This window comes from Bombella mellum (assembly GCF_014048465.1).
In the GTDB taxonomy this organism is placed as follows: Bacteria; Pseudomonadota; Alphaproteobacteria; order Acetobacterales; family Acetobacteraceae; genus Bombella; species Bombella mellum.
Genome location: NZ_PDLY01000004.1, coordinates 182,382 through 209,260, shown reverse-complemented (window position 1 = coordinate 209,260; position 26,879 = coordinate 182,382). Strand labels below are relative to the sequence as shown.

Here is a 26,879-nt window from a genome sequence, read left to right as displayed (position 1 = left end):
TTTGAACAGGGCGCAGGCATGACACAGCAGGACAGAGCAGTTCCCCCGGGGATGGACAGACAGGACAAGCCGCTTCTGCGGGCCTTGCGGGGTGAGGCCGTCTGGCCGCCGCCCGTCTGGCTGATGCGGCAGGCGGGGCGTTATCTGCCGGAGTTCCGGGCCATGCGGGAGCAGGCGGACTTCATCACACGCTGCATGACGCCCGACATCGCCGTGGAGCTGACCCTGCAACCCGTCCGCCGCTATGGCATGGACGGGGCGATCCTGTTCTCGGACATCCTCATTCTTCCCTGGGCGATGGGACAGGACCTGCGCTTTGAGGAAGGGCGTGGCCCGGTGATGACGCCCATCCGCAGCGAGCTTGATCTCGCCCGGCTGGATGAGGGCCGGATGATGGAAGCGGTCGCCCCCGTGCGGGAGGCCCTGCGCCGCCTGCGTGTGGAACTGCCGGAAGAGACGACCCTGCTCGGCTTTGCGGGCAGCCCCTTCACGGTGGCCTGCTACATGGTCGAGGGAGGCAGTTCCCGTGATTTCGCCCATATCCGGGCGATGATGCAGAAGGACCCGGCCCTGTTCGACAGGCTGATGGAGATTCTGACCCGCAATACGGCAGAGATGCTGTGTGGCCAGATCGAGGCCGGAGCGGAAGCGGTCATGCTGTTCGATTCCTGGGGAGGCATCCTGCCGCCGGAGGCTTTCCGCCGTCATGTGATCGAGCCGACACGGCAGATCGTCGCCCATATCCGTGCCCGTCATCCTGATGTGCCGCTGATCGGCTTCCCCCGTCTGGGCGGTGTCATGGTGGCGGAATATGCCGAGAAGACCGGCATCAACGCTCTGGCCCTCGATACGGTGGCGGACATGGCCAAGGTGGCTGAGATGGTGCCCGAGACGGTGACCCTCCAGGGCAATCTTGACCCGATGATCCTGCTGAATGGTGGCGAGGCCCTGAAGGTGGAAGCCCGCTGCATCCGGGACAGCCTCAGGGGGCGGCCGCATGTGTTCAATCTGGGGCATGGGGTCATCAAGACCACGCCGCCGGAGCATGTGGCCACGCTGGTTGAGACGATCAGGGACGTCCAGTCATGAAACAGGCACTGAGATCAGGGCTGAAGCTGGTCATTTTCGACTGTGATGGCGTGCTGATCGACAGTGAGGGGCCATCCTGCCGGGCGACGGCAGGTTTCGCCCGGTCGCTGGGCCTGAGCATGTCGGATGAGGAAGGGCTGGCCCGTTTTTCGGGCAAGGCCCTGCCGGATGTGGTGAAGGAGCTGGAGGCGGAGCTGGGCCATCCCCTGCCCCCGGACACCCACACGAAAATGCGGGACAATCTCGTCAGGCTCATGAAAGAGGGCACCGCACCCGTGGCGGGAGCCGTTCCCCTGCTGGAGGCTCTGGCGGCACGGCATGTTCCTGTCCGTGTCGGTTCCAACTCGTCCATGGCGGAGATGGAGGCAAAATTCGGTTTCACCGGGATGGACCGTCTCCTGCCGGAGGCCCGCATCCATTCGGCCGCCGATATGGGGCGTCCCAAACCGGACCCGGCCGTCTATCTGCATGGGGCCGAGGCGGAAGATGTCCGGCCTGAGGAAACGGTGGTGATCGAGGACAGCGACACGGGAGCGGAAGCGGCCCGTCGGGCTGGCATGTCCTGCATCCTGCTGCGTCCGGCATCCCATCCCCTGCCGGGCTTCTGGCCCGTGGAGGGATTCGTGCGGGTGGAGCATCTCGATGAGGTCATGCCTCTTCTCGAGGTGGCCCTGTCCCGGAAATGACATGACAGCCGGATAGGCTGCCTGATGTGCGGGAAGGCCGCCCCATGATGGAGGCGGGAAGAACGGAAGGTAACGGGATTATGGCACTGTTTCTGCTGAAGCATCTGAACTGGTTTGTCTCACTGCACATCATGGCTTTCGTGTCATGGATGGCAGGGCTGTTCTATCTGCCCCGGCTGTTCGTCTATCATACGCAGATAAGGCCCGGCTCCGAGGAAAATACCCGTTTCTGCCTGATGGAGCGTCGCCTTCAGAAGCAGATCATGGCCCCGGCCATGATCGTGACCTTTTTCACCGGTGCCCTGATGGCCTCTCTCCCGGGGGTGGTGAGCTGGTCCTCCGGCTGGTGGTGGGTCAAGGTTTTCTGTCTGCTGGGCCTGTTCATGTTTCACGGTGCCTGCTCTGTCTGGCGTCGTGACTTTGCCGCAGGCCGGAACCTGAGGAGCGAGCGTTTCTATCGTATTGCCAATGAGGTGCCGACCATCCTGATGGTCCTCATCGTCATCATGATCGTGGTGAGACCGTAAGGGAGGAGAAAAGTCTCCCCCCTTTTTCATGTTTTTCAGCAGTTGTAGGGAGGGTGGCCGTATCTGTTTTCATGAGGCTCGCTCCTGAGACAGAAGAAAATGAAGAGTGGCAGGAGGCCCACGATGGTCAGGGACAGGAGAAGCCACCAGCCTGACCTGCCTGCGTCATGCAGCCGCCTGACACAGGCGGACATGAAGGGAATCAGCGACACCCAGTAAACGATGTACATGAGGGAGATGAAGTAGAGGTAAAATGTCATGCTGGTGGCCAGCGGGATGTAGGCGGTGATTTCTGTATTATAGGGTGGGTGTGGCATGGCCATTATGGCCTGGATCAGGGCGGTTCCCACGATCAGGCTGAAAAAGATGCCCGTCAGGAAAAGCAGCAGAAAAAACAGCCAGAAATCGGCGCGTGACGTGCGCCCCATGAAGTTGCAGTAGTTGGCAAAGCAGTGATGCAGGCTCCGGGAGAAGCTGGACTGTCTTTTAAGATATGACATGGACTGACCTTTCAGGGGATGTCATGGTGTAATCAAGAGAAGATTAACCATATTTCCTGAACAAGGCCATACTGGTTCTGCAAGGGGTGTCATTTCTGGAACAGGAGCAGTCTCTGAATCCAGATTAGTGGCGGTGTGTCCGTTTCTTTCTGGCTTCAAACCGTTTCTCATCCGCAACGGCTTTCTTGATGAGGGCATGTTCATGGTGGCGGAGGAAGAAGAAGGACCCGACCAGCAGTGAGATGATGCAGACAGCCAGCCCTATGCCGACCGGGCCGGTGAAGCTGTCGATCTGGTTCCCGAGTTCATATGGAACGAAAACGTAACATACGCCCCAGAGCAGTCCACCAGCGGCATTGTAGAATGAGAAAGGCAGCCAGGGCATGCGTGAAGCCCCGGCAAGGATGGCAATGAGAATGCGCAGAAAGGCGATGAAACGCCCCAGCAGCACCCCTGCCCCGCCAAACCGGCGGAAAAGATAGCGGCCCAGGATGAGACGGTCCTGATGCAGGCCGACCCTGTGGCCATATTTCTCCAGCAGGGGATAGCCGAGGCGATGGCCGATTAGATAGCCGATATTGTCCCCGATGATGGCCCCGCTGACTGCAAAGATGACCAGCCCCTCTGGCGTAAGATGATGCGTGTGGGAGGCATACAGCGAGGCGAAGATCAGCAGGCTTTCAGCAGGCAGGGGGATGCCTGTGCTTTCCAGCATGATGATCAGCCCCAGCGTCAGATAGGCGTAGAGCGGGGGAAGATGCTCGAGAAAGGTGGAGAGATGCTGTATCAGGGGACGAGCTTCCTCTAGTAAAGGGGACGTTGCGCTGTACCAGTCCAGCCGGGGAAAACCGGCGTCCAGTGATGGCCTGCCGACATTCTTTCCGTGCAGGATACCGGGGCAGCCAGAAACAAGGCAAGAGCGTTTTTGCAGGAGAGACATCATGACCGCAGCCCCTTCCCTGCCCTGGGTCACGCCGGAGCTGATGACACGCCGGACACGCAGCCTCTCGGAGATCAGGGCCGTGGCGGGGTGGCTGCTCTGGCTGGAGCGGCGGCCGGATGAACAGGGCCGGAGTGTCGTGGTCGGGCGTGCGCCGGATGGCACCCTGCACGACCTCACCCCACCAGAGGCTCAGGTGGGTACGGACATGCATGTCTATGGTGGCGGGGCCTGGGCTGCGGAACGTCATGGGCCGGACATGGTCGTGCTGTTCAGCGACAGCAGGCAGGGTGGCCTCTGGCGGAGCCGCAACGGTCAGGCCGCCCAACCGCTCTGCCCGGCTGCCGGTGATGATGGCGTGACATATCGTTATGCGGACCTGTCCCTTCAGGACGGACGGCTCGTCTGCGTGCGGGAAGTGGAGACGTCCTCCGGGGAGGAAAAGGCCGACCTTGTGGAGGTTGATGCACAGGGGCGGATCCGCTCCCTCCAGAGCGGAGCGGATTTTTACATGTCGCCCCGGCTCTCGCCTGATGGGCGGTTTCTGGCCTTCATTGCATGGCAGAATCCGCACATGCCGTGGACGGAAACGGGCCTGTATGTGACGGACCTGTCCGGTGCGGGCGGGACGGTCTGCCTGACTGGTGGAACGGGGCAGGACTGTAGCGTCATGGGGCCGTTCTGGGACGGGCGGCGGCTTCATGCGCTGTCCGATGCCGCTCCGGCTGGTGCCGCGCATGAGTCTGACCGGCACTGGACGCCGGTTGCTTTCGAGCCTGAAGAAACCACCGGGGGCGGCACGGCATGGCGGGCCTGTCCTCTGTCCCCGGCTCCGGCCGAGGTGGGGCTGCCTGCCTGGGTGTTCGGGCAGTCCTGCTGTGCGGCCCTGCCGGGGGGGCGGCTGCTGGCCCGTGGCGTGCGGCAGGGCGTGCCGGTAACCCTGCTGCATGAACCGGCTTCAGGCTGGCGGGACGTGCTGGCAGGGGCCGTGCCAGATGATGTTCCCGTGCCGCTGGAGGGAGGATCACGTTTTGCATGGCTGAACAGCCCGCCGGATGGTCCCCCTGCCCTGATGCTCGGCACGCTGGATGGAGCTGCGGAAGACCGGGAGATCATTCGCAGGGCCTGGGAGCTGCCACCTCATGTTGTCCCTGCGGACATCGCCCTGCCGGAGACGCTGTCCTTCCCCGTGGAGAATGGGCCGGGGCCGCTTCATGCCCAGTTCTATCCTCCCGCCCGGGGGCCGCACTGTGAAAAGGTGACGGGAAAGCCCCCTCTCGTGGTGATCGTTCATGGAGGTCCGACCGGGCAGGCCCGGACGGACCTGTCCTTTAAGGTTCAGTGGTGGACATCCCGGGGCTTTGCGGTGCTGGATGTCAATTATCGTGGGTCCACCGGTTTTGGTCGGGCCTATCGGGCGGCACTGGATGGCCAATGGGGCGTGCTGGACGTGCAGGACTGCTGCCGGGCGGTTCAGGGGGTGATCGAGCGGGGGCTGGTGGACCCGCAACGTTGTGTCATCCGGGGCAGCAGTGCCGGAGGGCTGACGGTCCTTTCTGTTCTGGCCCGGTCCGACCTGTTCGTGGCCGGAACATCGCTCTATGGCGTGACGGACCTTCGGGCACTGGCCGAGGAGACGCACCGTTTCGAGGCCCGGTATCTGGATGGTCTCGTGGCTCCGTGGCCGGAGGAGGAGGCCGTGTATCTGGCCCGGTCTCCCCTGTCATGGCCGGAGAAGATCACGGCTCCTGTCCTGTTCCTGCATGGGGATGCGGACCGTGTCGTGCCGCTGTCTCAGGGGCAGGCTTTGCAGAAGCAGCTTCCGGCTTCATCCCTGCATGTCTATCCGGGAGAAGGGCACGGCTTTCGGGATGCCGGGGTGATTGCGGATTCCCTCGCCCGGGAGCTGGCTTTCTACCGGGACGTGTTCGCAGGCAGGAGGGGCTAGCGCATTTTTCCTTTCCGCTGGGGCAGAGTCTGGCCGAGGCGGTGGATGACGGTGAGGGCGGCAACGAGGGCCAGTGAGCCTATGAGCGTGACGCCCAGTGCCTGACCGATCATCACCCCTCTCGGCCCGTAATGGATGCCGACGGCGATGAAGGGAATGGTCCCCACCGTGGCCCTGCCCCAGTTGAAGGCCGTGGAATAGAGCGGGTGTCCCAGATTGTTGAAGGCCGTGTTGGAGACGAAGAGCAGCCCGACAAACATGTAGCTGGCCACGGCCCAGTGGCAGAAGAGCCGTACAAGCTCCACCCCGGCACCCTGAACGTGGAATATCTGGAGGATCAGCGGTTCACCCAGGGCAAAGACCAGCCAGTCCAGCCCGACGCAGAGGGCCGTGAGCTTGAGGGTGCAGAGGAAGGTCTCCTTCACCCGGTCCGGCTGCCGTGCCCCCAGATTCTGGGCCATGATGGGGCCGACGGAGCCTGTCAGGGCAAAGACGAAGGCAAAGGCGACCGGCACCATGCGGTCCACCACGGCCTGCCCGGAGACGGCCTCCAGCCCGAAACGGGACATGGAGTGCGTGACGATGAGATTGCCTATGGGGGTGGCCATGTTGGTGCCGATGGCAGGCAGGGCGATGGCCCCTATGGCCCGGCTGGCATTGGGGATCGTCCTCAGGCGGGGGCGTTCCAGCATGTCATGTCCCCGGAGATTGAGGAAGCCGCTGAGGGAGATGACACAGCGGGACAGGACCGTGCTGATGGCCGCCCCTTCCAGCCCCAGATGCAGGCCAAAGATCAGGACGGGGTCCACGATGACCGTGCAGGCTGCTCCCGTCAGGGTGACCCGCATGGCACTTCTGGCATCCCCCACGGCCCGCAGCAGGGAGGAGAGGGCCATGCCGAGGCAGACCAGCGGCAGGGCGGGCGAGGTGATGTAGAGAAAATGCGTGGCATGGTCCAGTGCGGCACCGTGGGCACCGAGCAGGGCCAGCAGGGGGCGGGCCAGAAAGGCCGTGACGAGCCCCAGCGTGCTGGTCACGGCGAGCATGAGCACCAGAAAGGCGGATGCCTGCCGTCTGGCCCGGAAATGACGGCAGGCCCCGATCAGCCGGCCGGTACTGGCTCCTAGCCCGATGGACATGCCCAGAGAGACGGCCACCTGCACGAATCCCAGGGACGTGGCGAAGGCGATGGCTGCCGTCAGCGTCGGGTCATGCAGGTGTGAGATGTAGAAGAAATTGAGCAGGTCCACGAAAAAGACGGCCATCAGCCCGATGGCCCCCGTCCCGGCCATGGTGACGACATGGCGCATGATGCTGCCATGTACGAACCGGGCACGCCGGGCCTTCTGCCGGGCGCAGGGGGAGTCCTTGGCACTGGCAGGAGCAGTGGGGGAAGAAACCGGGGCGAGGGTAGGGTCAGGTTTCGGCTGCATGGCTCTTCATTCTGCCCTGTTTACCGGAGCAGGGCCAGTGCAGAATGAAGGGAAGATGGCGTGTCTGCCATGCCCGGAGAGGGTCTCATTCCATCCCGATCAGTTTCCATTTCACCTGATGGTAATGGGCACGGGGGTCATAGAGGGCGACGTGCAGGTTGAGTTCCCTTGCCGTCAGATGGCCAGTCGCTGCAGCCAGATGGTAGGAGTCCTCGACAAGGTTGGCGGCGTTCTGGACGAGCGTCTTCTGCTGGTCGAACAGAAGCTCCTGCTGCTGGAGGACCTCGAAGGTGGTCCGTACCCCCAGAAGCTCCTGCTGCTGGATGGCATGGAGGGCTTCCACGCCCGTGGCGACGGCCTTCTGGTTGCGGGCCAGCTGGTCACTGTCGGCGGTCAGTTTCTGCCAGGCACTCAGGGCGCTTTCCCTTGCCTCGCGTCTCTGTTCGGCCAGATTGTGGAAGGCGGCATCCACGGCCTGCTTGGCGGCACGGATGCGGGCATATTCACCACCCCCCTGATACAGGGGCAGGGAGGCCTGGAGCATCACGGAGGTGGCATTCTCGGAGAACTTGCCGTTGCCCTGGTTCACCTGCCGCTGGTAGGAGGCCTGTGCGGAAATCTGTGGCAAAAGTTCGGCGATGGCCAGTTTGACATCATGCTTGGCCGATTCCAGCTGATACTGTGCCTGCATGACCTGTGGCAGATTGTTGATGGCCAGCTGGTTGATCTGTTCTTCCGTCTTGAAAGGAGACGGAAGCTGTTCGGGAGGCGACAGTTCCTGGGGCGGAACGATCCCGATGACACGCTGGAAGGTGGCTTCCGCCACCCGGACCTGCCCTTCGGCCTGACGTGTCGTGGCCTGGGCGGCCTCATACTGTGATTCCGCCTGGAGGGCGTCGGTACGGGTGGCCTGGTTCAGGGCCAGCTGCCGGGTGGTCAGTTCGACCTGCCCCTTCAGCGTATGCTCGTTTTCCAGCGTCAGGGCCAGCAGGGCACGGGTCTGTGTCACGGCCACATAGGCCGAGACGACGTTGACGAAAAGCTGCTGCTCGATGTCCACGAGATGTGCCCGCTCCCCGAGGATGGAGCTGCGGGCCTTGCGCGTGGAGGCCCATGTCTTGCCGCCACGGAAAATGGGCTCGCTGATGGTTACGCCTGCGGCATAACCCGGTGCCCGGAACTTCTGATTGTACCGGAAGCTGCCACCATATGGAAAGGTGACATAATTGGACTCGTTGTAGTTGGCAGTGGCACTGCCGCTCACGGTGGGCCGCCAGCCCGCCAGGGCTTCCGGCATGGATTCATCAGTCTGTCGCAGGATGGCCTGTTCACGGAGAATCTGTGGATTGGAGCGATAGGCAATGGCCATTGCTTCTGGCAGGGACAGATGGGTGACTGGAGGAGAAGGTTTGTCTTCTGCGGAACAGGGCAAAGCGGAAAAAAGGCTAACGAGGGCAGTCACAAGAACAGCATGTCTTTTCTCTACGGAAGAAAAGAAAAGAAGCATAAACGGTTAACCTTGAGTAAAGAAAACATTATCTATTTAGTGCCTTGCTTGTTTCGTGCATGGCTATAGTATTATCCATGAAAAATCTTAATATTTCTTTATCGTTTCACTTGAATGTTCTGTGTGGTGTATGGCTGAAGACTCAGCAAGCCCGCTCTTCCGGGGGGAAGCCCTGAAGTGGCGGCAGGAGGCGTGGATCGGCTCCGTCCAGTTAATCGAACCTCTTTCGGGCAAGATTGCGGCACTCTGTACCGTGGCTCTCGTGGCCTGCGTGGGGGTTTATGTCATTTTCGGGTCCTATACGCGGCGCATCCATGCCAATGGTGTCATGCTTCCGCCAGAAGGGCTGGTCGTGGCGGAAGCGGATCAGGGGGGTGTCATTGCAGGCATCCATACTCACGAGGGAGAACACGTAACGGTTGGGCAACGTCTTTTCAGCGTGGACGTGTCCAACTGGTCGGAGGCAGGGGCCACAGGGCGGCAGCTTGTCGATGGATTGCGGCGGGAACAGGACCTGCTGGAGAGCCGTCAGAAACTGCTGGCCTCCGATGCTCCCGTGGAGCTTTCATCACTCAAGGATGAGCTGTCCTCCTTGAGGCAGCAGTATGGCATGTTGCAGGAGCAGTCGGGGCGGGACAAGAAATCCCTGCCTCTGATCGAAAGAGCCATGAATGAGATGCGGACGGCCATGGACCGTCACCTTGTGACGGAAAGCCAGTTCCAGAGCCAGCTCTTCAGCTATGTCCAGTTCATGGATACACAGTCCCAGACCCTGCGGACGCTGGTCGAAATGAACGGCCACATGGCGGACCTCCAGTACAGGATCAACCGGCACCATTACAAGGTGGCGGAAGACATGAATGACCTTGCCGTCCGTCTTTCGGATGTGCAGAGACAGATCATCCAGGCGCATGGCCAGAGCATGGGGGTCGTCAATGCCCGCGTGAGCGGTACGGTGGATGGCATCCGCACCGTCGTGGGGCAGCGTGTCAATCCCGGCCAGTCCCTGCTGAGCATCCTGCCGGACAAGGCCGTCCTTCAGGCGGAACTGTATGTGAACAGTCAGGCGGTCGGTTTCGTGCGGCCCGGCCAGCGGGTGTTGCTGAAATATGCCGCCTATCCCTATCAGCGTTTTGGCCTTTATGAAGGCGAGGTCGTGGAGGTGACCAAGGCTCCCCTGCCGGAAAGGAGCGGTTATGCCGCCAATTCTGCCAAACAGGGCGGAAGTGCGTCCGCCCCTCAGCCCGGTGCCGACGTGTACCGTATCCGTGTCCGGCCCGACCGGGATTTCATCATTGCCTATGGCCGTCATGAGAAACTGACGCCCGGCATGGCCGTGGAGGCGGAAATCGCCATCGACCAGCGCAAGCTGTACCAGTGGCTGCTCGATCCGGTCGTTTCGATGGTGGATACGGTGCGCTCCATCTCCGGTGGTGGTGCGCCGGCCCACTCTCTGGCGGACGGTGTCGATGCGCCGTCTCCCGCTCCATCCAGCCATAAAGAAACAGGGGGGACGCCGTGAATCTCCATACCATTCAGACAGGGTTCCGGCGCAAGGTTCCCGTCATCCTTCAGACAGAAGTTGCCGAATGTGGTCTGGCCTGTCTTGCCATGGTGCTGTGTCACTACGGGCGGCTGGTTGACCTCGTGTCCATCCGTCGTGAAACGGCGGTTTCCGGTACGGGGCTGAATCTGCGTTCCCTGATGAAGATTGCCGGACGGTACGGGCTGCACTGCCGCCCCGTCCGGCTGGAACTGGATGACCTCAGCAAGCTGGCCCGTCCGTGCATCCTGCACTGGGATTTCAACCATTTCGTCGTGCTGACGAAGGTCACGGATTCCGGCATCATCGTGAATGACCCTGCCCGTGGGGAACGGAAGATCACCTTTGAGGAGGTGTCACGGCATTTCACGGGTGTGGCACTGGAACTCAGCCCGGAGACGAAGTTCGAGAAGAAGGATGACCGCCGCCTGCTGAAGGTGCGGGACATGTTCCGTCACATCATGGGGCTGAAGACGGTCCTGTGGACGCTGGGCGGGCTGTCACTGGGGCTGGAGGTCCTTGCCCTGATCAATCCGATGCTGGGGCAGGTCGTCATCGACGAGGTGCTGACGACGGGTGACAAGTCCCTGCTCTGGACGATCGCTGCCGGGATGCTTATTCTCGTCATCGTGCAGGGGGTGATTTCCACGTTCCGCACGTGGCTGGTAATGATCTTTTCCACCCGCATCTCCCTGCAATGGAATGTCAGCCTGTTCACCCATCTGCTGAATCTTCCGCAGGACTTCTTTGCCAAGCGTGGGGCCGGTGACATCATTTCCCGCTTCGGCAGTCTCGGGGCCATCCAGCATACCTTCACGACGGACCTGGTGCAGAGCATTCTGGATGGCATCATGGCCATCGGGATGCTGGTCATGATCATCATGTACGGCAAGTGGATGGCGGCTCTCGTTGCTGTCACCGTTCTGGTGGACCTGATCGTGCGCTTCATCCAGTATGGTCCGTACAAGGAGATGTCCGAGGAATCACTGGTCCATGCCGCAGCGCAGCAGGGGCATTTCATCGAGACGTTGCGGGGCATCCGCAGCATCAAGCTGATGGGTCTCCAGCGGCGGCGGGCCGTCGTCTGGACAAACCGGATGATTGACAACATCAATGCCGGGCTTCGCATCCAGCGTTATGACCTCATCTTCGCCCGGGCGCAGGAATTCCTGATTGCTCTGGACAAGGTGGTGACCCTCGTGCTGGGTGCCCGCATGGTCATGTCCGGTGGCATGTCCATCGGTATGCTGATGGCTTTCATGAGCTATCGTGACCAGTTCTGTGGCCGTGTGGGCAGCCTGATCAGCGTCGCTTTCAAGATCAAGAATCTCAAGGTCCAGTGTGACCGCCTGTCCGACATCGCCCTGGCCGAGGCTGAAGGCAGTGAGGCAGATGGTCCGCCTGTCGATGCCGCAGCGTTGGCTGATGATGATGGGCTGGAGAATCCGGACGTTCCGATGCTGGAATGTCGCAATCTCGGTTACCGTTACGGCAAGGAAGATGCCTGGGTGTTCCGTCATCTGGACATGAAGGTCTATCCCGGCCAGAGTCTGGCGATTGTCGGGCCGTCAGGCTGTGGAAAGTCCACCCTGCTGGGCCTGCTGATGGGCCTCATCCAGCCCGAGGAAGGCCAGATTTTCTGGAAGGGCGTGGAGCTGAAGGCGGCTAACCGGGAAGCCTATCGTGCCCGCATTGCCGGTGTCCTTCAGGATGACATTCTTTTCTCTGGCAGTATTGCCGAGAACATCTCAGGCTTCGATGATGAGATGGACATGGAATGGGTGGCCGAATGTGCCAGAAATGCGCAGATGCATGAGGACATCCAGCGTATGCCGATGGGTTTTGAGACCATTGTCGGTGAGATGGGCAGCACGCTTTCCGGTGGACAGCGGCAGCGGCTCATTCTGGCCCGTGCCCTGTATCAGGCTCCCCGCATCCTGTTCCTTGACGAGGCGACCAGCAATCTGGATCCGGCTTCCGAGCAGGCCGTGGAAGCGGTGCTGAACGAGCTGCCCATCACGAGGGTGATCGTGACCCACCGTCCCGGTACGGCGGAGCGGGCTGACAGGATATTCGCGATGGGGATTCCGGCAGAGGTGATGGCCAATCTGGCCAAGGAAGACGTACCGACGGCGATGGGAGCGGCTCCCGCCTCGGCCTGACCGGGGTCTTTGGTTTCCGTCCGTGACATGAAAAACTCCCGCTGATATCTGTCAGCGGGAGCTTTTTTATGGCCTCAGCAATGATCCTGCCGGAAGAAGCAGGTCGCGATTGGCACAAAAAAAATGCCCACCTGTCCGGAGACAGGCGGGCACTTCATGCAAAAGCTCGGTTCAGGAACCGGTCTTAGACACGAACGGCAGCAGCATTGGGACCCTGGCCGATCGTCCCGTTGGCCGTGCCCTGGATCAGCTGGTTGATCCACGGCTGACCGTTGCTGAAGCCGTAGATGGCGCCGAGGATGCCACCGTTGATGGCGCCCATGATGGTCGGGACGATCAGGCCGACGGCCTGACCGATGCTGCCGATGCCGAGGACACCACCACCATCACCGCCGTGCATGCCGCCGATGATCATGCCGCTGTTTGCGCCGATGGCGGCACCAGCGATTCCGCCGAGAACGGAGTCCAGAAAGCCGGAGGACGTCTGGCCAACGCCAGGGGTCTGGGCCCGGCTCGTGGTTGAGCCACCAAACAGGTTGCTCAGGAAACCACCACCGGCAACAACGTCCAGTTCTGCAACACTAAGTTCGCGCATTGTTCATACCTTGATTTAGAAAGAATTGGCCAGTCGTGATGACTGTGACCGGGGCGGAATCATAGAGGCTTTGCATTAAAAAATCAGAAAGATAGAGGAAAGATTGGATAAAAAATCCGATAAAAAAGTAAGAATAACAGCGACATAATGAAAACATATTTCAACTTTTTAATGATACGCACTCGCATTCGCAATTGGATGCGAGGTTATCGAAAGGTTCTAGAAATGCGTGAACTTTCTTTTAACGAGCTTGCTGCGGTATCTGGTGGTGGTCTCCTCGGCTACCGTGACGGGACGGCTTCTTCAGGAAGCAGCAACAGCAGCACTGGCCTTTTCCCCGTGCGTGCTTCGCTCGGTTTTGTGGACAGCCTCGTTGGCGGCGTCGTGGATGGTATCGTCGGGGCAGCTGTTGGTGGTCTCACGGGTGGTGCCAACGGTGGTGCCAACGGTACGGGCGGTGTCATCGGTGTCGGCGTGATCGCCGAGGCTGTCGGCGTGATTCTGGGACTGACGGTTGGTGGCCTGACGGGCGCAATGCTGGGTCTGTCCGGTGGTTATGTCGGGACGCAGGGCTACCGTGACGGTGCGGTGCAGGCCTTCCTGACAGGCAGTCTGCTGCCCAAGGGCGGCGGACTTTTCTGATCCGCCATGCATGACCGCCCGTCCGGGGCGGTGACATGGACGCTGAAGAACCACCGGGGGCCATGGACCCCGGTGGTTTTTTCTTCAGGCCGTCCCGAAACCGGCTTTCTGGATGAGGAGCGCACAGTCTTCCCTGGAGAGGGCGGGACTGGTGAAAATGATGTGTGCCTGTGGCGGGTCGAGCGTGACGGTGGCCGTCTCGATGGCCGGAGAGGCTTCAAGGGCACGGGTCAGGGAGCGGACACAGCCATCACATTTCAGGCCGGTGAGAGGGAGGACGAGGGTTTCGCTCATAAAAAATCCCGTTTCATGATATAGAAGATGGCAGGGGACTGTCTTCCCACAGGGGAGGAACCTTCCTAATCTGGTGTCCGTTCCGGAGGGAGAAAAGGCGTTTCATGTCCGTTGGGCGGTTTTTTCGCATGATGATGGGAGTGGTGCTGTGCCTGATGATGCAGCTGCCGCTTCTTGTCATGCCCGTGGCCATGGCGGACGGCATGATGATGTCCGCATCTGCCCGCCAGCTTCTGCCCTCCCGTGACAATGATTCCCCTGATGCCGTGATGGTTCCGCCGGGGGCGGGCATGGTGATGGAGACGGCCGTTTCTTCCCGACCGGGTACGGAAGAAGACATCGCTCCCTGCTGCCAGAGCCATCATGCCGTCTGTGAGGCCGGCCTGCTGCCGGAGGGGCAGAGTCTGGAACCGGTCGGCCTCTGGCAGAGGGCGTTCCTGTTCCATGATGTCAGGCTGCTGCTGCGTTCTTCCGTCGTGAAACCCTGGCGGCCACCGGCGATCCTGTCTGCCTGACCTGTTTTCTGCCGCCCGGATCGGGGCGGTCATCCATGTCACGTCTTTCAGGTACATTCTGTCATGTCACGTCATTTCATGCTGCGCCGCCGGTTTCTGGCGGGATTTGGAGCAGCAGGTTCTCTCATGGCCCTGCCGGGAACAGGCCGGGCCACTTCTCCCACGCCATCGGCCCTGCCGCCGCTGGAGATGGAGCTGCACGTCACCCGCAGGAAGGTCCATGTCGCAGGACGCCGTGGTGAGGGGTACTGCGTCAATGGTCAGATGCCCGGCCCGGTCCTGCGCTGGCAGGAGGGGCGGGAGGTCTGCATCCATGTCCATAATCACATGGATGAACCCACATCCCTGCACTGGCATGGCATCCGCCTGCCAAGCGATCAGGACGGCGTGCCGGGGCTGAGTTTTGCCGGGATTCCGGCAGGCGGGAAGTTCACCTACTCGTTTCCGGTCCTTCAGAGTGGCACATATTGGTATCACAGCCACATGGGGCATCAGGAATCAGCGGGTCTTTACGGTGCCCTGATCATTGATCCCGCCGGAGAATCGCCGCTGCCGACGGCAGACAGGGACCATACGATTCTCCTGTCGGACTGGTCTGACGTGTCGGCAGAGCAGATCGTCGCCAATCTCAAGATGCAGGACGATTACTATAATTTCCGGCAGCGCAGTATGGCGTCCTTGCCGGAGGAAAGCCGCCGGGCCGGAGGGCTGCTTCCTGCCCTGAAGAGCCGCCTGCAATGGTCCCGCATGAGGATGAGTGCCACGGACATCTCTGATGTCAGCGGTGTCATCTACACCTATCTCATGAACGGCGAATCCCCGGCACAGGGATGGAGCGGCCTGTTCCGGCCGGGAGAGCGGGTCTGCCTGCGGGTCATCAATGCGGCGGCCATGACGCTGTTTGATGTCCGCATCCCGGGGCTGGAGATGCAGGTGGTGGAGGCGGACGGGAATCCCGTTGTTCCCGTGCCGGTTGATGAGTTCCGCATCGCACCGGGTGAAACCTATGTGGTGATGGTGACGCCCCAGGAAGCACGGCCCTACACCATCTTTGCCCAGAGCGAAGACCGTACCGGTCATGCCCGTGGCACGCTGACACCTCGCCTTGGTCTGCTGGGAGATGTGCCGCCGATGGACCCCAGGCCCGTGCGGGGCATGGTGGACATGGGCATGGCCATGCCCATGATGGCAGGCATGAAAAACATGGCGGGGATGGCGATGCCGCCAGTCCTCCAGCGGACCCCTGCCGATGAAATTGATGACCCCGGCCCGCCTCCCCTGAATGTGGAGAACCAGAACATCGCCGCCCATCCGGTGGAACGTGTCGGCAGCCCGGGCGACGGGCTGGAGGGAACGGGCCGCAGGGTCCTGGCCTACAGTGATCTGGTGGCGTTGCGTCCTCCGCCGGACCAGCGGCCCCCCTCACGGGAAATCATCCTGCATCTCACGGGCAACATGGAACGCTACATATGGGGTTTCAATGGCCGGAAATATTCCGAGTCCGGGCCGATTCATCTGGCCCGTGGTGAGCGGGTCCGGTTCACGGTCATCAATGATACGATGATGGAACATCCCCTCCATCTTCATGGGCTGTGGAGCGAACTGGAGAATGGAGCGGATGACCAGCACCGCCCGCTGAAGCATACGGTCATTTCACAACCGGGGTCCCGCATGAGCGTTCTGGTCACGGCGGATGCGCCGGGCGTGTGGGCCTATCACTGCCATCTCATGTATCACATGCAGACAGGCATGTTCCGGGAGGTGGTGATCTCATGAAAACTGGAAACATGATGTCTCTGGTCATGCTGGCCTGTTTTCTGGCTCCGTCCGTTCGGGCGATGGATGGCATGGCGGGACAGTCCCAAATGGGCCAGATGGAAACTCATGACATGTCCGGAATGGATATGTCCGGCATGGACATGTCGGACATGTCGGACATGGATGACATGGACATGCCGGAGATGAGCCATCCTGCCGCCCGGAACGTACGGCCTGCCCCGCAGCAGGTCCGGCAGAAGACGCCCCGAATCGTTCACAAAGCTGTGGATGCACCAGCCCCCAGGGTGGATATCGGGCATCACATGCACGGCATGGACATGGGCCGATGGTTTCATGGTGTGCTGGACGAGTTTGAGGGGCGTTACCAGACGGGTGGCAGGTCTTCGCTCCGCTGGGATGGTGAGGCCTGGTATGGTGGAGACTACAACCGCCTCTGGCTCAAGAGTGAAGGGACCATGACGAAAGGCAGGGTTCGTGACGGAGATCAGGAGCTGCTCTACAGCCGGGCCATATCCACCTATTTCAACCTTCAGGGAGGTGTCCGGCTGGACCTGGACAGTGGCCCGGCCCGTGCCTGGGGAGCGGTCGGTGTGGAGGGGCTGGCCCTGTATCAGTTCGAGGTGCAGGCGACCGGCTATTTCAGTGACCGTGGTGTGGCGGGCCGGTTTGAGGGGTCTTATGACATCCTTCTGACCAACAGGCTGATTCTCCAGCCGCAGGTGGAGCTGAACCTGTACAGCCGTGCCGATCCACGGCGTCAGGTCGGTTCGGGGCTGGCGGACATCGATACCGGCCTGCGTCTGCGTTACGAGGTCTGGCGCAAGATGGCTCCCTATGTGGCCGTGACGTATGATTCACCTCTGACACAGGGGCGGCACATGGCAAGGAAGCGGGGAGAGCGGGCCAGTGAGGCCCGGTTCACCTTTGGCATCCGCAGCTGGTTCTGAAGCCTGTCATGCGACGTGTCTTCTCCTTCCGGGAAAGTACCTTTCCCGGAAGGAGGAAGCATGCTGGCAAAGCACAATATGTTTTAAATGTGAAGTATTGTGTCAAATTATTGGTATTGGTGTCATAAATGAGAGCATATATTTCATGAGGTTTCCATTTATACCATTAAATCCTCCTTATTCATGCTCTTTGTAATTTTATGTTAACGAAAATGACTTAAGTCATGCCCCGGTTATCAATGGCTAACGGGACGTACATACATGGCCATGGCTTTGATCAGGGTGAAGGCAGGCGCAGCCACTGTCTACGGCAGTGGGGAGCTGTCCAGCTTTGTGGAGATTGGCGGGCTTTCGTCCATCACGGTGACCCGTACGCACCTCACGCCCCCGGGTGATCCTGTGCAGGTGGACCTTTCTTCCGTACTCGGGCAGCTGCGGGGTGACTGTTCCATCATCGTAAAGGGTGGGGCGACCGCCTATGTGGGGGGCGGGTTCGTCAATCTTGGGCTGGGCAATGCCCTGACACTGGATGGAGGGCGGCTTGTCATCCGCTCCAGCCTGCTGAATGCCTCTGCCGGGTCGACCATCGTGGTCGGCCCCAATGCGGGGGAGCTGCGGATAGAGAAGCAGGGCTTCGGGGTCCGTTTCGACCTGCCGGTCAATTTTGTGGATGCCCAAGGCCATCCCACCACGAAGATTCCCACCAATTTCGTCATGGATTTTCCGGGTACGCAGTCGGTCGGTGCCGTCTATGATCCCGTGGCGGACTGCACGACGATCGGCGACGGGGTGAATGCCCTGGGCATCGTGACCATCGGGCGGACCACGACCCTGAGGGGGGACCCGTTCGAACTGAAGGTCAATGGCACGCCGCAGCAGGATTTCTGGGGGAACATCACGGGCTATACCTATGCGTTCACCAGCAGCAATGGTCATGATGACGGAAGGGGTGGTGTCATAACCTGCTATCTTTCCGGCAGCATGGTCCGTACCGATGCAGGCCCGGTGACGGTGGAGACATTGGCCGTGGGGGATTCCGTGGCCGTTTTTTCGGCCGATGGCGAGCCGCAGGGGATGCGGCTGGTCACATGGGTCGGGCAGGGGCACGTCACCGTGCGGCCCGATCTGCCGGATGACGAGGCTGGCTGGCCCGTGCGGATCCGCCGTAACGCTCTGGCGGACAATGTGCCGCACAAGGACATGCTCGTGACCTCGGAGCACTGCCTGCTGCTGGATGGTCATTTCATTCCGGTACGGATGCTGGTCAACGGGTCTTCCATTGCCTATGACCGCAGCATCGACGAGTATGATTACTGGCATTTCGAGGTCGAGCCTCATGGCATTGTCGAGGTGGATGGTGCCCTGACGGAAAGTTATCTGGATACGGGCAACCGTCAGGGATTCATTTTTCAGGCGGGCCGGTGGGCAGAAAGTGACAGCCGGTGCTGGGAGACGGATGCGGCAGCTCCGCTGGGTGTCCAGCGGGCTTTTGTCGAACCTGTCCATCGTGCCCTTCATGAACGTTCCGGAAATGAAACATGTGAGGCGGAGGGTCTTCTGACTGACCCGGACCTGACCGTGCTGACGCTTTCGGGGCAGTCCCTTCCGCTCGTCAGAAAGACGGGGCAGCGTTATCTGTTCCGTCTGACCGAAGGGTGTGACGAGGTCATGCTGGTTTCTCGTGTCAGCCGGCCCTGTGACGTGATCGGTCCTTTCGTGGATGACCGGCGTCGTCTTGGGGTGCTGGTCAGTCAGGTGCGCCTCTTCTGGGAGAATGGCGAAAGGGAGGATGTGACGGGGTTCCTGTCCGCATCCCGTCAGGACGGATGGGACGTGCAGGAGGCCTCACCCTGCCGGTGGACCAATGGTGCGGCCCGTCTTGTCCTGTCTGGCCGGTCAGGAATGATGACCCGTCCGCTTTTCCTCTCCATAGAGCTGCTGGCGGGCGGTCCCTATCGGGATGAGGTCCGCCTGCCCGAAGGGGAGGGCGTGCGGCTGGAGAACCGTGCCTTCTGATGAAGAGCTTGGGGCAGGCATGGTGGACAAGCCATACCTGTCTGTCCATATCTGGAGGCAATGGCCATTCAGGGCCATGCATGACGACAGGCAAGGAAGGAGCTGGATCATGGCACAGGGCAGAACCGTACTGGTGACCGGGGGGACGTCCGGTATCGGGCTGGCAATTGCGGAGACGTTCGCCCGGGCGGGGGACAGCCTCATCCTGTTGGGCAGTAGCCCGGAGCGTGACTACACCGGAGCCGTGCAGGCGGTACAGGCCGCCGGGCGTGAGGCCGGGCATGACGTGCAGGTCTGTGCTCATGGGGTGAACATCACGGATTTTGATGCCGTGAAGGCCCTGCTGAAGACCATCAGCGACAAAGTGGGCCTGCTGGATGTACTGGTCCATTCCGCAGGTGTTTTCTTCAACACGCCCATCACGGATGAAACGCCTGATGCGTTCGACAGGGTGATGCGCATCAACGTCAATGGCATGTGGCACATCGTGCAGGCCGCCCTGCCTTTCATCCGGCGGAAAGAGGGTGACGTGCCGGGCGGGAAGGTCGTGGCCATTTCGTCCATCTGCGGATTTTACAGTTTTGCCGGCTATGCGGGCTATGCCGCCAGCAAGGCGGCGGCCACGGCTCTGGTCCGCAGTCTGGCCCTCGAACTCGGCCCGCTGGGCATCAACATCAATGCCGTGGAGCCGGGCCGCGTGAAGACCTCCATGCATGATGCGCTGATCAACGATCCCTCACAGGCGGACGCCCTCAGGGCCGTGGCGGAGGCCAATCCCAGCAAGCGGACCTTCTCCTCGCCGGAGGACATCGCTGCCGTGGTGCAGTTCCTTGCCAGCCCGGGGGCGGTGGCCCTGCACGGTTCGGCCATCGTGGTGGATGAAGGAACATCGCTCGGCCTCGTCTAGGCCATACATCCCGTCATCATGATGCTGGAGCTTGAGGTCTCCCCCGGTGCGGGGATGCTTGAAAGCCGGGGAGGCCTCTCCCATATCTGCTCCATCTTTCAGCGGCGGGGCAGGCTGGCCGCCGAAGATGGAGCACATACGGAGCCTGCCATTTTGGAGGAGAGCAACGCATCATGAGTGATGGCAAGAACGCAGCGGAGATGCAGCAGCACAGTTTCAGTGCCGAGGTCGGGCAGCTGCTCGATCTGGTTGTCCATTCCCTTTATTCCGATCGGGAAATCTTCCTGCGTGAGCTGGTCGCCAATGCGGCCGATGCCATGGACAAGCGGCGTTTCGAGGCCCTGACCAGCCCGGCCCTGTCCCTGCCGGAAGCCCCGTCCATCCACATCTCCACCGACAAGGACGCAAAGACCATCACGCTGTCCGATGACGGGCTGGGGATGAGCCCGGAAGAGCTGACCCAGAATCTTGGCACCATCGCCCGTTCCGGTACCAAGGCGTTTGGTGAGAAGCTGAGCAATGCCAAGCCGGAGGAGCGTCCGAACCTGATCGGTCAGTTCGGCGTGGGTTTCTATTCCGCCTTCATGGTGGCGGACAAGGTGGATGTCGTCTCCCGTCGTGCCGGTGAGGATGTGGCCGCCCGCTGGGTGTCTGAAGGCAAGGGGTCCTACAGCCTTGGCCCTGCCGAGCGTGACCGTCCGGGCACGGACATCGTCCTGCACATGAAGGATGATGCTGAGGAATTCATTGATCCGTGGCGTCTGCGGGGCATCATCCGCAAATGGGCCGATCACATCGCCTGGCCGGTCGTGCTGCACGAGCCGGACGAGGATGGCAAGGAGAAGGAAGAGACCATCAACGAGGGCAAGGCTCTCTGGCTGCGTCCGAAATCCGAGATCACGTCCGAGGAATATACCGAGTTCTACCGCCATGTGGCCCGTGCGTTTGATGAGCCGTACGCCACGCTGCACTGGAAGGCCGAAGGCACGGTCGAGTTTGCCTCCCTGCTGTTCCTCCCCGGTGCCCGTCCGTTTGACTTCATGGAGCAGAGCAGCCGTGAAAGCCGCCTGCATCTGCATGTGAAGCGCATGTTCATCACCGACGAGGCCAGTCTGGTGCCGAACTGGCTGCGTTTCGTGCAGGGTGTGGTCGATACGGATGACCTGCCACTGAACGTCTCCCGCGAAATGCTCCAGTCCACGCCGGTTCTGGCCCGCATCCGCAAGGCCGTGACCAAGCGTGTCATCAGCGAGATCAAGAAACGGGCGCAGGAAGGTGGTGAGTCCTTCACCGGTTTCTGGAATAATTTCGGCCTCGTCATCAAGGAAGGGCTGTGGGAAGATTCCGAGCACCGGCAGGAAATCGCCGAGTTCTCCCGTTTCCACTCCACACATGATGATGAGCTGACGACGCTGGACGACTATATCAGCCGCATGAAGCCGGAGCAGGAGACCATCTATTATCTGGTCGGGGACAATCTGAAGGCCCTCAGGGCCTCTGCCCAGCTGGAAGGGTTCCGTGCCCGTGGGCTGGAAGTCCTGCTGCTGTCTGATGCCGTGGACAGCTTCTGGCCGGACCGTCTCCATTCCTACAAGGACAAGACCTTCCGTTCCGTGGCCCAGGCTCATGGTGATCTCGAGAAGTTCGCTCCTGAGAACGAGGAAGAAGGTGAAGCCGCTGATGTGGCAAAGCTGTCTCCTGCCCTGAAGGAAGCTCTTGGCGAAGCTGTGAAGGATGTCCGCAGCACCGTGCGTCTGACAGGCAGTGCCGTGGTGATGACAAGCGAGGGTGGGCCGGACCTGGCCATGCAGCGTCTCATGCGCCGTTCCGGTCAGGAGATGCCTGCCCTGCCGCCGGTGCTGGAGATCAACCCCCGCCATCCGCTCATCCGTGCGCTGGCCGAACGTGTGGAGAAGGGCGAGAGCGTCGCAGAACATGCCCGTATCCTTCTGGACCTCGCCCGTGTTCAGGAAGGTGAGGCCCTGCCTGACCCCAGCGGCTTTGCCCGCACGCTTGCAGGCCTGCTTGCCGGGACTGTCGAGAAGTAAGCCCGGGCGGACTGTCTGGCTGAAACATGGAGGGGCTGCACGTCGGGTCGTGCAGCCCCTTTTCTGTTGAGCCTCAGTTTTCGTCTGTCAGCAGGGCAGGAAGTACCTCCTTGAGGCTGCGGGATGCATTCCGGCTGTTCTGGCGCAGTTCCGTGAGGATGGCGGCATCTTCTGTCAGGGAGAGTTTTTCCGCCAGCAGCAGGAGCAGGGCAAGGGAGGTACGCAGGCGGGCGATGCAGCCCGCAATGTCCAGCATCACGCCCAGAAGATGGACAGGCACATCCCCCGAGGGAAAGCAGGTCACCACCGTGTCCAGCAGGCCGGAGAGCGTGTCGGAGTCGCTGCGGGGTCTTTCCCCATGCAGGCGGAGGAGGTGGGCGACCTGCCGTTCCTGCTCCCGGTTCTGGTCTAGGATGGTGGTTATCCAGTGCTGGAGAGGGGGCGGAGCGGCTGGGCGGCTGAGCAGTTCCAGCAGGCTTTCCCGCAACGTGCCCGTCAGGACCAGATGGGCATGAAGGCGTTCACGATAGGTGCGGCGTATGGTCGAGGCTTCAGCAGGATGACGGGGCACGTCTTGCTCCATGGCGGGAAGGGGAGTGTGGGATGGAGGCAAGCCTAGCCTGTCCGGGACCTCTGTGGAACAGGAGGGAGCCGGTTCTGCTGCATGGCAGCACTACCGCCGGGGCTCGGCTTCATCGGCAGGCTGGGGACGTTGTGCATAATGGCGGGCGATGACGGTGCAGACGAACAGCTGGAGCTGATGGTAGATCATCAGTGGCAGGACGATGATCCCGGCAGAGCTGGGAAAGATGACGCTGGCCATGGTCACGCCGGATGTCAGGGCCTTCTTGGAGCCGCAGAACTGTAACGTGATGTCATCCTCGATGGTCTGTTTCATCATCCGGCCCAGCAGATAGGTGAGGCCTAGGGCCAGGGCGAGAAGCAGGGCATCCGCCACCCCGACACCGGCCAGCAGGATGAGTGGAATGCGATGCCAAAGCCCCTGAAGCACCGCTGCACTGAAGGCGGAATAGACCAGCACGATGATTGAGCCACGGTCACTGCATGAGATGAGAAACTTGTGACGGTGGACGACCGGTCCCAGCCAGCGTTGCACGCACTGGCCCAGAATGAAGGGCAGGAGCAGTTCCTCTGCCACGTTCAGGATGGTCTGAAGACCGGACCCGCCACTGCCGCCGTGATCAAAGAAAAGCCCACAGAGCAGGGGAGTGATGAGGATGCCCAGAATGTTCGAGACCGTGGCCGCACAGATGGCGGCCGGGACGTTGCCCCGGGCCATGGAGGTCAGGGCGATGGAGGACTGTATGGTGGAGGGCAGGCAGCAGAGGAACAGCATCCCGGCCCAGAGGTCCGGTCCCAGAAAACCGGTGGAGGACAGCCGGTGGGCAAGCCAGGACATGCCTGCCCCGAGCAGGGGGAACACGGCAAAGGTGATGAGCAGCGTGCAGCCCTGCAACCGCCAGTTTTTCACGCTGTCGATCAGTGCATGGCGTTTCAGCTTTGCTCCCTGGAAGAAGAACATCAGCATGATGAGCAGCGATGTCAGGCGGGAGAGCCAGGGCTGCCATACGACAGGGCAGGGCAGGAAGGAGGCCAGAAGGACTGCGCCTATCAGGAACATCAGGAAAGGGTCGAGGTGTCTCATGGGCAGTCTCGGCTGGCTGGAGTGAGATGGAGGGGCCATCCTGCAACAGGGGGAGGCCGTCGGGCAAAGAGACGGTAAAATAGAAGACGGCTACTGCCAATGTGTGAGACGGTGGAGATGCAGGGTGTGCCGCCTGTAAAACATTTTTTAATATTAATGGTAAACGGCTTGCAAAACAGGACCGGATAGGGGCATTTTCCGGGCGGACCTGTGGACAGGTCATCTCCATCAGATCGTAGGGAGGGGGTCAGGTCATGACCGTCAATCGGCGTATGGTTCTTGGATCATTTCTGGCAGCAGGTGCCCTGCTGGGCAACAGGGCCCGTGCGGCGGCTGGGGGTGGCAGTGGGGCGGCAGCCCCGGCACAGCCCAACAATGCCCACGCCGAGCCGGGCAATGCGGCGGAGGCGTCCCCCCAGCCCGTGCATGAGACGCTGGCGGACAAGCAGTACCGTCCCAAGATTCATTTCTCCCCGTCCACCGGGTTCATGAATGATCCGAACGGGCTGATCTTTGATGGACGCTATTACCATCTCTATTATCAGTACAACCCGTTCGGGCCGTATGCGGGGCATGTGCACTGGGGCCATGCCGTCAGCACGGACCTCTATACATGGCAGGATCTCCCCATTGCGATTCGGGAGACGGAAGCTGGGGAGGCCTATAGCGGCTGCGCGGTGCTGGACAGGGACAACCGTTCCGGCCTGTTTCCGCCCCGTACGCAGGACAAGCCCCAGCCGGGGGCCGTCGAGACGGCGGCCCAGAAAGCCGCCCAGCTTTTTTCGCCACTGCCGGGGGATGAGCAGGAACGGCGGTCGGTGGACAGGCAGGCGCAGGACCTGCTGCATGGCGGCCGCACGGACACGGACCTGCTGAAGGAGCTGGGCAATGACCCGGTGTCCCGTGAGCAGTCCCCCGTGCCCATGTCCCCGGCCCTGCCGCCGATGGCTGGTGGCCTCGTGGCCATCTACACGCGGGCAACCCCGCAGCGGCAGACACAGTATATTGCCTGGAGTCCCGATGGCGGGCAGACACTGAAGGATTATGAAGGCAACCCGGTGCTGGACATCGGGCACAATTCCTTCCGTGACCCCAAGGTGCTCTGGCACGCCCCGACTGAGAAATGGGTCATGGTCGTGGTGCGGTCCCGTGAGCACAAGGTGTCCTTCTATGGTTCATTCGACCTGAAACACTGGATGCACCTGAGCGATTTCGGCCCTTCCGGCATCACCGGCGTGGATTATGAGTGCCCGGCCCTAGCCGAGGTGGAGGTGGAAGGCGAAACGCCCGGTGAAAAACGCTGGGTCCTGTTCGTGTCCATCAATCCCGGCGGGCCGCAGGGAGGCAGTATCACGCAGTATTTTGTTGGGCAGTTCGATGGCGAGCGTTTCACGCCGGATGACACGATCGTGGACCTGACGGATTTCGGCAAGGACAGCTACGCCCTTCAGACCTATGAGAACATGCCGGGCAACCAGACGGTTTATGTCGCCTGGCTGGACAACTGGCAGTATTGCGAGGAGCTGCCGAACAAGAGCTGGCGTGGCATCATGACCATTCCCCGCAAGGTCGTGCTGCGGCGTGACACGTCAGGCTGGCTGCGGATCGCCCAGAATCCATATCAGCTGGAGGCTCTCAGGCGTCCTGCCATCCCGTTTGCCCTGTCCCGTCTGGAGCCTCAGAGCAGCCGTCAGGTGGCCCTGCCTACCGGGGAGGCCGTGGAGCTGCTGCTGGACGTGTCGCTGGAGGACCGGGGCAGCACCCTGCCTGATGGCGATCACGGACGGGCCGGACGTTTTGCCGTGGTGTTCTCCAACCGTCAGGGCGAGAGCCTGAGTATCGGGTTCGATGGCTTTTCCTGCCAGCTCTGGCTGGACAGGAGCAACCTGCACGGTTTCAGCCATCCTTTCTTCACGGGGACATTCTCGTCCGCCCTGATTCCCGGCAGCCGCCGTTTCAGCCTGCGGATCGTGCTGGATGCCTGCACGCTGGAGGTCTTCGCCAATGAGGGCATGTCTGTCGGAACGGCTCTGGTTTACCCCGCCAACCCTCTGGAGACGCTGAGTCTCCAGGTCACCAACGCTGCGGCGGTGATTCACAAGGTAGCCCTCTATCCCCTGCGGCAGACGATGGACCGCATGGAGCAGGGCTGAGGCCCTGCTCGTCGTCTCTGGCCTTTCAGCCTGTCAGATGACGGCCAGAGGCTCCTTGCGGCGAGGGGGCGGGAAGGCCTCGTCAAGGGCGGCAAGGTCTTTCCGTGAAAGCCGGATTTCCTGTGCGGCGATGTTCAGGGCCTGATGATGGGGCGTGGCGGCCTTGGGAATGGCGATCATGTTCCTGCGGTGCAGGACCCAGGCCAGAGCGATCTGTGCCGTCGTGGCCGGGCCGAGGCTGGTTTCATGCCGTGGGGCAATGGCCCGCAGGGTGGGGTGGTGGAGGAGGTCGCCTCCCTGCCCGATCGGGCAGTAGGCCATGCTGGTGATGCGGGCCTTCTCATCCCGGGGCAGCAGGTCATGTTCCGTGCCACGATACTCCAGACTGTAGAGGATCTGGTTGACGAGCGGATAGGCCCCCAGTTCCGCCAGATCGTCCATGTCGGCCGTATCGAAGTTGGACACCCCCCAGTCCCGGATCAGCCCCCGCTCTTTCAGTGTCTCGAAGGCATAGAGTGTCTCCGTGAAGGGGATGGCCCCGGGCCAGTGCAGAAGGTAGAGGTCCAGATGGTCCGTGCCGAGATGTTTCAGTGAGCGTTCGCAGGCTTCCACCGTCCCTTTCGAGGAGGCATTCTGTGGCAGGACCTTGCTGATGAGGAACGCCCTGTCACGACGTCCCCGCAGGGCTTCTCCGACCACGCCTTCCGAGCGGCCATGACCGTACATTTCTGCCGTGTCGATGATCCTGAGGCCAGCATCCAGCCCGCTTTGCAGGCTGCGGATTTCATCGGCTCTTCGGGAGGCCTCATCGCCCATGCGCCACGTCCCCATGCCGAGGGCTGGGAGCGTGATGCCGTTTCTGAGCGTGACAGCAGGATGGGGAGTCGTTGTCATGATGATATCCTTCCCTCTGGTGCGGGCGAGCAGACTCGTCTCCGTCCAGACAGGGTAAGCCCTGTACCCGACAGAGGGGAAGATGTTT

At 61.4% G+C, this 26,879-nt stretch carries 23 protein-coding genes; 14 read left to right on the top strand and 9 right to left on the bottom strand.

The window, feature by feature from the left end:
* Positions 1-51: 51 nt before the first annotated feature.
* The 3 genes from hemE (at position 52) to hemJ (ending at position 2,302) form a co-directional block, all read left to right on the top strand.
* Positions 52-1,089 (top strand): uroporphyrinogen decarboxylase, encoded by a 1,038-nt coding sequence (hemE, locus tag CPA56_RS07460; RefSeq protein WP_182041479.1) that lies wholly within the window; start codon positions 52-54, stop codon positions 1,087-1,089.
* Positions 1,086-1,775 (top strand): HAD family hydrolase, encoded by a 690-nt coding sequence (locus CPA56_RS07455; protein ID WP_182041363.1) that lies wholly within the window; start codon positions 1,086-1,088, stop codon positions 1,773-1,775. The genes hemE and CPA56_RS07455 overlap by 4 nt, the downstream gene beginning before the upstream one ends.
* 80 nt (positions 1,776-1,855) lie before the next feature.
* Positions 1,856-2,302, top strand: a complete 447-nt coding sequence (gene hemJ / locus CPA56_RS07450; RefSeq protein WP_182041362.1) for a protoporphyrinogen oxidase HemJ — start codon at positions 1,856-1,858, stop codon at positions 2,300-2,302.
* Between the two features lie 35 nt (positions 2,303-2,337).
* Here the strand turns inward: hemJ and CPA56_RS07445 are convergent, their stop codons facing one another.
* A complete protein-coding gene (locus CPA56_RS07445; RefSeq protein ID WP_182041361.1) occupies positions 2,338-2,802 on the bottom strand; it encodes a DUF805 domain-containing protein in 465 nt (154 codons plus the stop codon).
* Between the two features lie 124 nt (positions 2,803-2,926).
* The gene (locus tag CPA56_RS07440; protein ID WP_229707517.1) at positions 2,927-3,745 is read right to left on the bottom strand and encodes a DedA family protein; all 819 of its coding nucleotides are present in this window, start codon (positions 3,743-3,745) and stop codon (positions 2,927-2,929) included.
* On the opposite strand from CPA56_RS07440, the gene CPA56_RS07435 reads away from it, so the two are divergent.
* Positions 3,744-5,690: a S9 family peptidase gene (locus tag CPA56_RS07435; RefSeq protein ID WP_182041360.1), complete on the top strand. Its 1,947-nt coding sequence runs from the start codon at positions 3,744-3,746 to the stop codon at positions 5,688-5,690. The two genes, CPA56_RS07440 and CPA56_RS07435, sit on opposite strands and share 2 nt — an antisense overlap.
* Here the strand turns inward: CPA56_RS07435 and CPA56_RS07430 are convergent.
* Both CPA56_RS07430 and CPA56_RS07425 read right to left on the bottom strand, forming a co-directional pair.
* Positions 5,687-7,000, bottom strand: a complete 1,314-nt coding sequence (locus CPA56_RS07430) for an MATE family efflux transporter (protein ID WP_182041477.1) — start codon at positions 6,998-7,000, stop codon at positions 5,687-5,689. The genes CPA56_RS07435 and CPA56_RS07430 overlap by 4 nt on opposite strands.
* 208 nt (positions 7,001-7,208) lie before the next feature.
* The gene (locus tag CPA56_RS07425) at positions 7,209-8,585 is read right to left on the bottom strand and encodes a TolC family outer membrane protein (RefSeq protein ID WP_182041359.1); all 1,377 of its coding nucleotides are present in this window, start codon (positions 8,583-8,585) and stop codon (positions 7,209-7,211) included.
* Positions 8,586-8,760: 175 nt separating this feature from the next.
* Here CPA56_RS07425 and CPA56_RS07420 point away from each other — a divergent pair, with 175 nt between their 5' ends.
* Together CPA56_RS07420 and CPA56_RS07415 are read left to right on the top strand one after the other, a co-directional pair.
* Positions 8,761-10,152 (top strand): HlyD family efflux transporter periplasmic adaptor subunit, encoded by a 1,392-nt coding sequence (locus tag CPA56_RS07420; RefSeq protein WP_182041358.1) that lies wholly within the window; start codon positions 8,761-8,763, stop codon positions 10,150-10,152.
* The gene (locus tag CPA56_RS07415; RefSeq protein WP_182041357.1) at positions 10,149-12,335 is read left to right on the top strand and encodes a peptidase domain-containing ABC transporter; all 2,187 of its coding nucleotides are present in this window, start codon (positions 10,149-10,151) and stop codon (positions 12,333-12,335) included. Before CPA56_RS07420 ends, CPA56_RS07415 begins: the two co-directional genes overlap by 4 nt.
* A 184-nt stretch (positions 12,336-12,519) precedes the next feature.
* Here CPA56_RS07415 and CPA56_RS07410 read toward each other — a convergent pair whose 3' ends face one another.
* A complete protein-coding gene (locus CPA56_RS07410; RefSeq protein WP_182041356.1) occupies positions 12,520-12,930 on the bottom strand; it encodes a hypothetical protein in 411 nt (136 codons plus the stop codon).
* 225 nt (positions 12,931-13,155) lie between these two features.
* On the opposite strand from CPA56_RS07410, the gene CPA56_RS07405 reads away from it, so the two are divergent.
* A complete protein-coding gene (locus CPA56_RS07405) occupies positions 13,156-13,572 on the top strand; it encodes a hypothetical protein (protein ID WP_182041355.1) in 417 nt (138 codons plus the stop codon).
* An 84-nt stretch (positions 13,573-13,656) separates the two neighbouring features.
* On the opposite strand, the gene CPA56_RS07400 is transcribed toward CPA56_RS07405, so the two are convergent.
* A complete protein-coding gene (locus tag CPA56_RS07400; RefSeq protein ID WP_182041354.1) occupies positions 13,657-13,866 on the bottom strand; it encodes a heavy-metal-associated domain-containing protein in 210 nt (69 codons plus the stop codon).
* Positions 13,867-13,994: 128 nt separating this feature from the next.
* On the opposite strand from CPA56_RS07400, the gene CPA56_RS07395 reads away from it, so the two are divergent.
* From CPA56_RS07395 to htpG, 6 genes are all read left to right on the top strand, one after another.
* Positions 13,995-14,381 carry a hypothetical protein gene (locus CPA56_RS07395; protein ID WP_182041353.1) on the top strand — a complete coding sequence of 129 codons (387 nt, stop codon included), beginning with the start codon at positions 13,995-13,997 and terminating at the stop codon, positions 14,379-14,381.
* Between the two features lie 63 nt (positions 14,382-14,444).
* A complete protein-coding gene (locus CPA56_RS07390; protein ID WP_182041352.1) occupies positions 14,445-16,157 on the top strand; it encodes a copper resistance system multicopper oxidase in 1,713 nt (570 codons plus the stop codon).
* A 185-nt stretch (positions 16,158-16,342) separates the two neighbouring features.
* Positions 16,343-17,107 (top strand): copper resistance protein B, encoded by a 765-nt coding sequence (locus tag CPA56_RS07385; protein ID WP_407645667.1) that lies wholly within the window; start codon positions 16,343-16,345, stop codon positions 17,105-17,107.
* A 261-nt stretch (positions 17,108-17,368) separates the two neighbouring features.
* Positions 17,369-19,123, top strand: a complete 1,755-nt coding sequence (locus CPA56_RS07380; RefSeq protein WP_182041351.1) for a Hint domain-containing protein — start codon at positions 17,369-17,371, stop codon at positions 19,121-19,123.
* 109 nt (positions 19,124-19,232) lie between these two features.
* Positions 19,233-20,030: an SDR family NAD(P)-dependent oxidoreductase gene (locus tag CPA56_RS07375; protein ID WP_182041350.1), complete on the top strand. Its 798-nt coding sequence runs from the start codon at positions 19,233-19,235 to the stop codon at positions 20,028-20,030.
* Positions 20,031-20,203: 173 nt separating this feature from the next.
* Entirely contained in the window at positions 20,204-22,078 is a 1,875-nt protein-coding gene (htpG, locus tag CPA56_RS07370; protein ID WP_182041349.1) for a molecular chaperone HtpG, read from the top strand.
* A gap of 73 nt (positions 22,079-22,151) precedes the next feature.
* Here the strand turns inward: htpG and CPA56_RS07365 are convergent, their stop codons facing one another.
* Positions 22,152-22,649, bottom strand: coding sequence for a DUF892 family protein (locus tag CPA56_RS07365; RefSeq protein ID WP_182041348.1), 498 nt, complete (start codon positions 22,647-22,649; stop codon positions 22,152-22,154).
* Positions 22,650-22,751: 102 nt separating this feature from the next.
* The gene (locus tag CPA56_RS07360; RefSeq protein ID WP_182041347.1) at positions 22,752-23,744 is read right to left on the bottom strand and encodes a bile acid:sodium symporter family protein; all 993 of its coding nucleotides are present in this window, start codon (positions 23,742-23,744) and stop codon (positions 22,752-22,754) included.
* Between the two features lie 254 nt (positions 23,745-23,998).
* Between CPA56_RS07360 and CPA56_RS07355 the strand changes: the two genes are divergently transcribed.
* Complete coding sequence (locus tag CPA56_RS07355) at positions 23,999-25,897, top strand: glycoside hydrolase family 32 protein (protein ID WP_229707512.1); 1,899 nt, start codon at positions 23,999-24,001, stop codon at positions 25,895-25,897.
* A gap of 33 nt (positions 25,898-25,930) precedes the next feature.
* On the opposite strand, the gene CPA56_RS07350 is transcribed toward CPA56_RS07355, so the two are convergent.
* Complete coding sequence (locus tag CPA56_RS07350; protein ID WP_229707510.1) at positions 25,931-26,791, bottom strand: aldo/keto reductase; 861 nt, start codon at positions 26,789-26,791, stop codon at positions 25,931-25,933.
* Positions 26,792-26,879 lie beyond the last annotated feature (88 nt).

Bases quoted from the DNA above. Each gene is read 5' to 3' on its own strand.
- hemE (WP_182041479.1), top strand. From the start codon at position 52: ATGGACAGACAGGACAAGCCGCTTCTGCGGGCCTTGCGGGGTGAGGCC.
- CPA56_RS07405 (WP_182041355.1), top strand. From the start codon at position 13,156: ATGCGTGAACTTTCTTTTAACGAGCTTGCTGCGGTATCTGGTGGTGGT.
- CPA56_RS07435 (WP_182041360.1), top strand. From the start codon at position 3,744: ATGACCGCAGCCCCTTCCCTGCCCTGGGTCACGCCGGAGCTGATGACA.
- CPA56_RS07455 (WP_182041363.1), top strand. From the start codon at position 1,086: ATGAAACAGGCACTGAGATCAGGGCTGAAGCTGGTCATTTTCGACTGT.
- CPA56_RS07395 (WP_182041353.1), top strand. From the start codon at position 13,995: ATGATGATGGGAGTGGTGCTGTGCCTGATGATGCAGCTGCCGCTTCTT.
- CPA56_RS07400 (WP_182041354.1), bottom strand. From the start codon at position 13,866: ATGAGCGAAACCCTCGTCCTCCCTCTCACCGGCCTGAAATGTGATGGC.
- CPA56_RS07410 (WP_182041356.1), bottom strand. From the start codon at position 12,930: ATGCGCGAACTTAGTGTTGCAGAACTGGACGTTGTTGCCGGTGGTGGT.
- CPA56_RS07380 (WP_182041351.1), top strand. From the start codon at position 17,369: ATGGCCATGGCTTTGATCAGGGTGAAGGCAGGCGCAGCCACTGTCTAC.
- CPA56_RS07440 (WP_229707517.1), bottom strand. From the start codon at position 3,745: ATGATGTCTCTCCTGCAAAAACGCTCTTGCCTTGTTTCTGGCTGCCCC.
- CPA56_RS07420 (WP_182041358.1), top strand. From the start codon at position 8,761: ATGGCTGAAGACTCAGCAAGCCCGCTCTTCCGGGGGGAAGCCCTGAAG.
- CPA56_RS07430 (WP_182041477.1), bottom strand. From the start codon at position 7,000: ATGCGCCATGTCGTCACCATGGCCGGGACGGGGGCCATCGGGCTGATG.
- CPA56_RS07385 (WP_407645667.1), top strand. From the start codon at position 16,343: ATGAGCCATCCTGCCGCCCGGAACGTACGGCCTGCCCCGCAGCAGGTC.
- hemJ (WP_182041362.1), top strand. From the start codon at position 1,856: ATGGCACTGTTTCTGCTGAAGCATCTGAACTGGTTTGTCTCACTGCAC.
- CPA56_RS07360 (WP_182041347.1), bottom strand. From the start codon at position 23,744: ATGAGACACCTCGACCCTTTCCTGATGTTCCTGATAGGCGCAGTCCTT.
- CPA56_RS07350 (WP_229707510.1), bottom strand. From the start codon at position 26,791: ATGACAACGACTCCCCATCCTGCTGTCACGCTCAGAAACGGCATCACG.
- CPA56_RS07375 (WP_182041350.1), top strand. From the start codon at position 19,233: ATGGCACAGGGCAGAACCGTACTGGTGACCGGGGGGACGTCCGGTATC.
- CPA56_RS07390 (WP_182041352.1), top strand. From the start codon at position 14,445: ATGTCACGTCATTTCATGCTGCGCCGCCGGTTTCTGGCGGGATTTGGA.
- CPA56_RS07355 (WP_229707512.1), top strand. From the start codon at position 23,999: ATGACCGTCAATCGGCGTATGGTTCTTGGATCATTTCTGGCAGCAGGT.
- CPA56_RS07445 (WP_182041361.1), bottom strand. From the start codon at position 2,802: ATGTCATATCTTAAAAGACAGTCCAGCTTCTCCCGGAGCCTGCATCAC.
- htpG (WP_182041349.1), top strand. From the start codon at position 20,204: ATGAGTGATGGCAAGAACGCAGCGGAGATGCAGCAGCACAGTTTCAGT.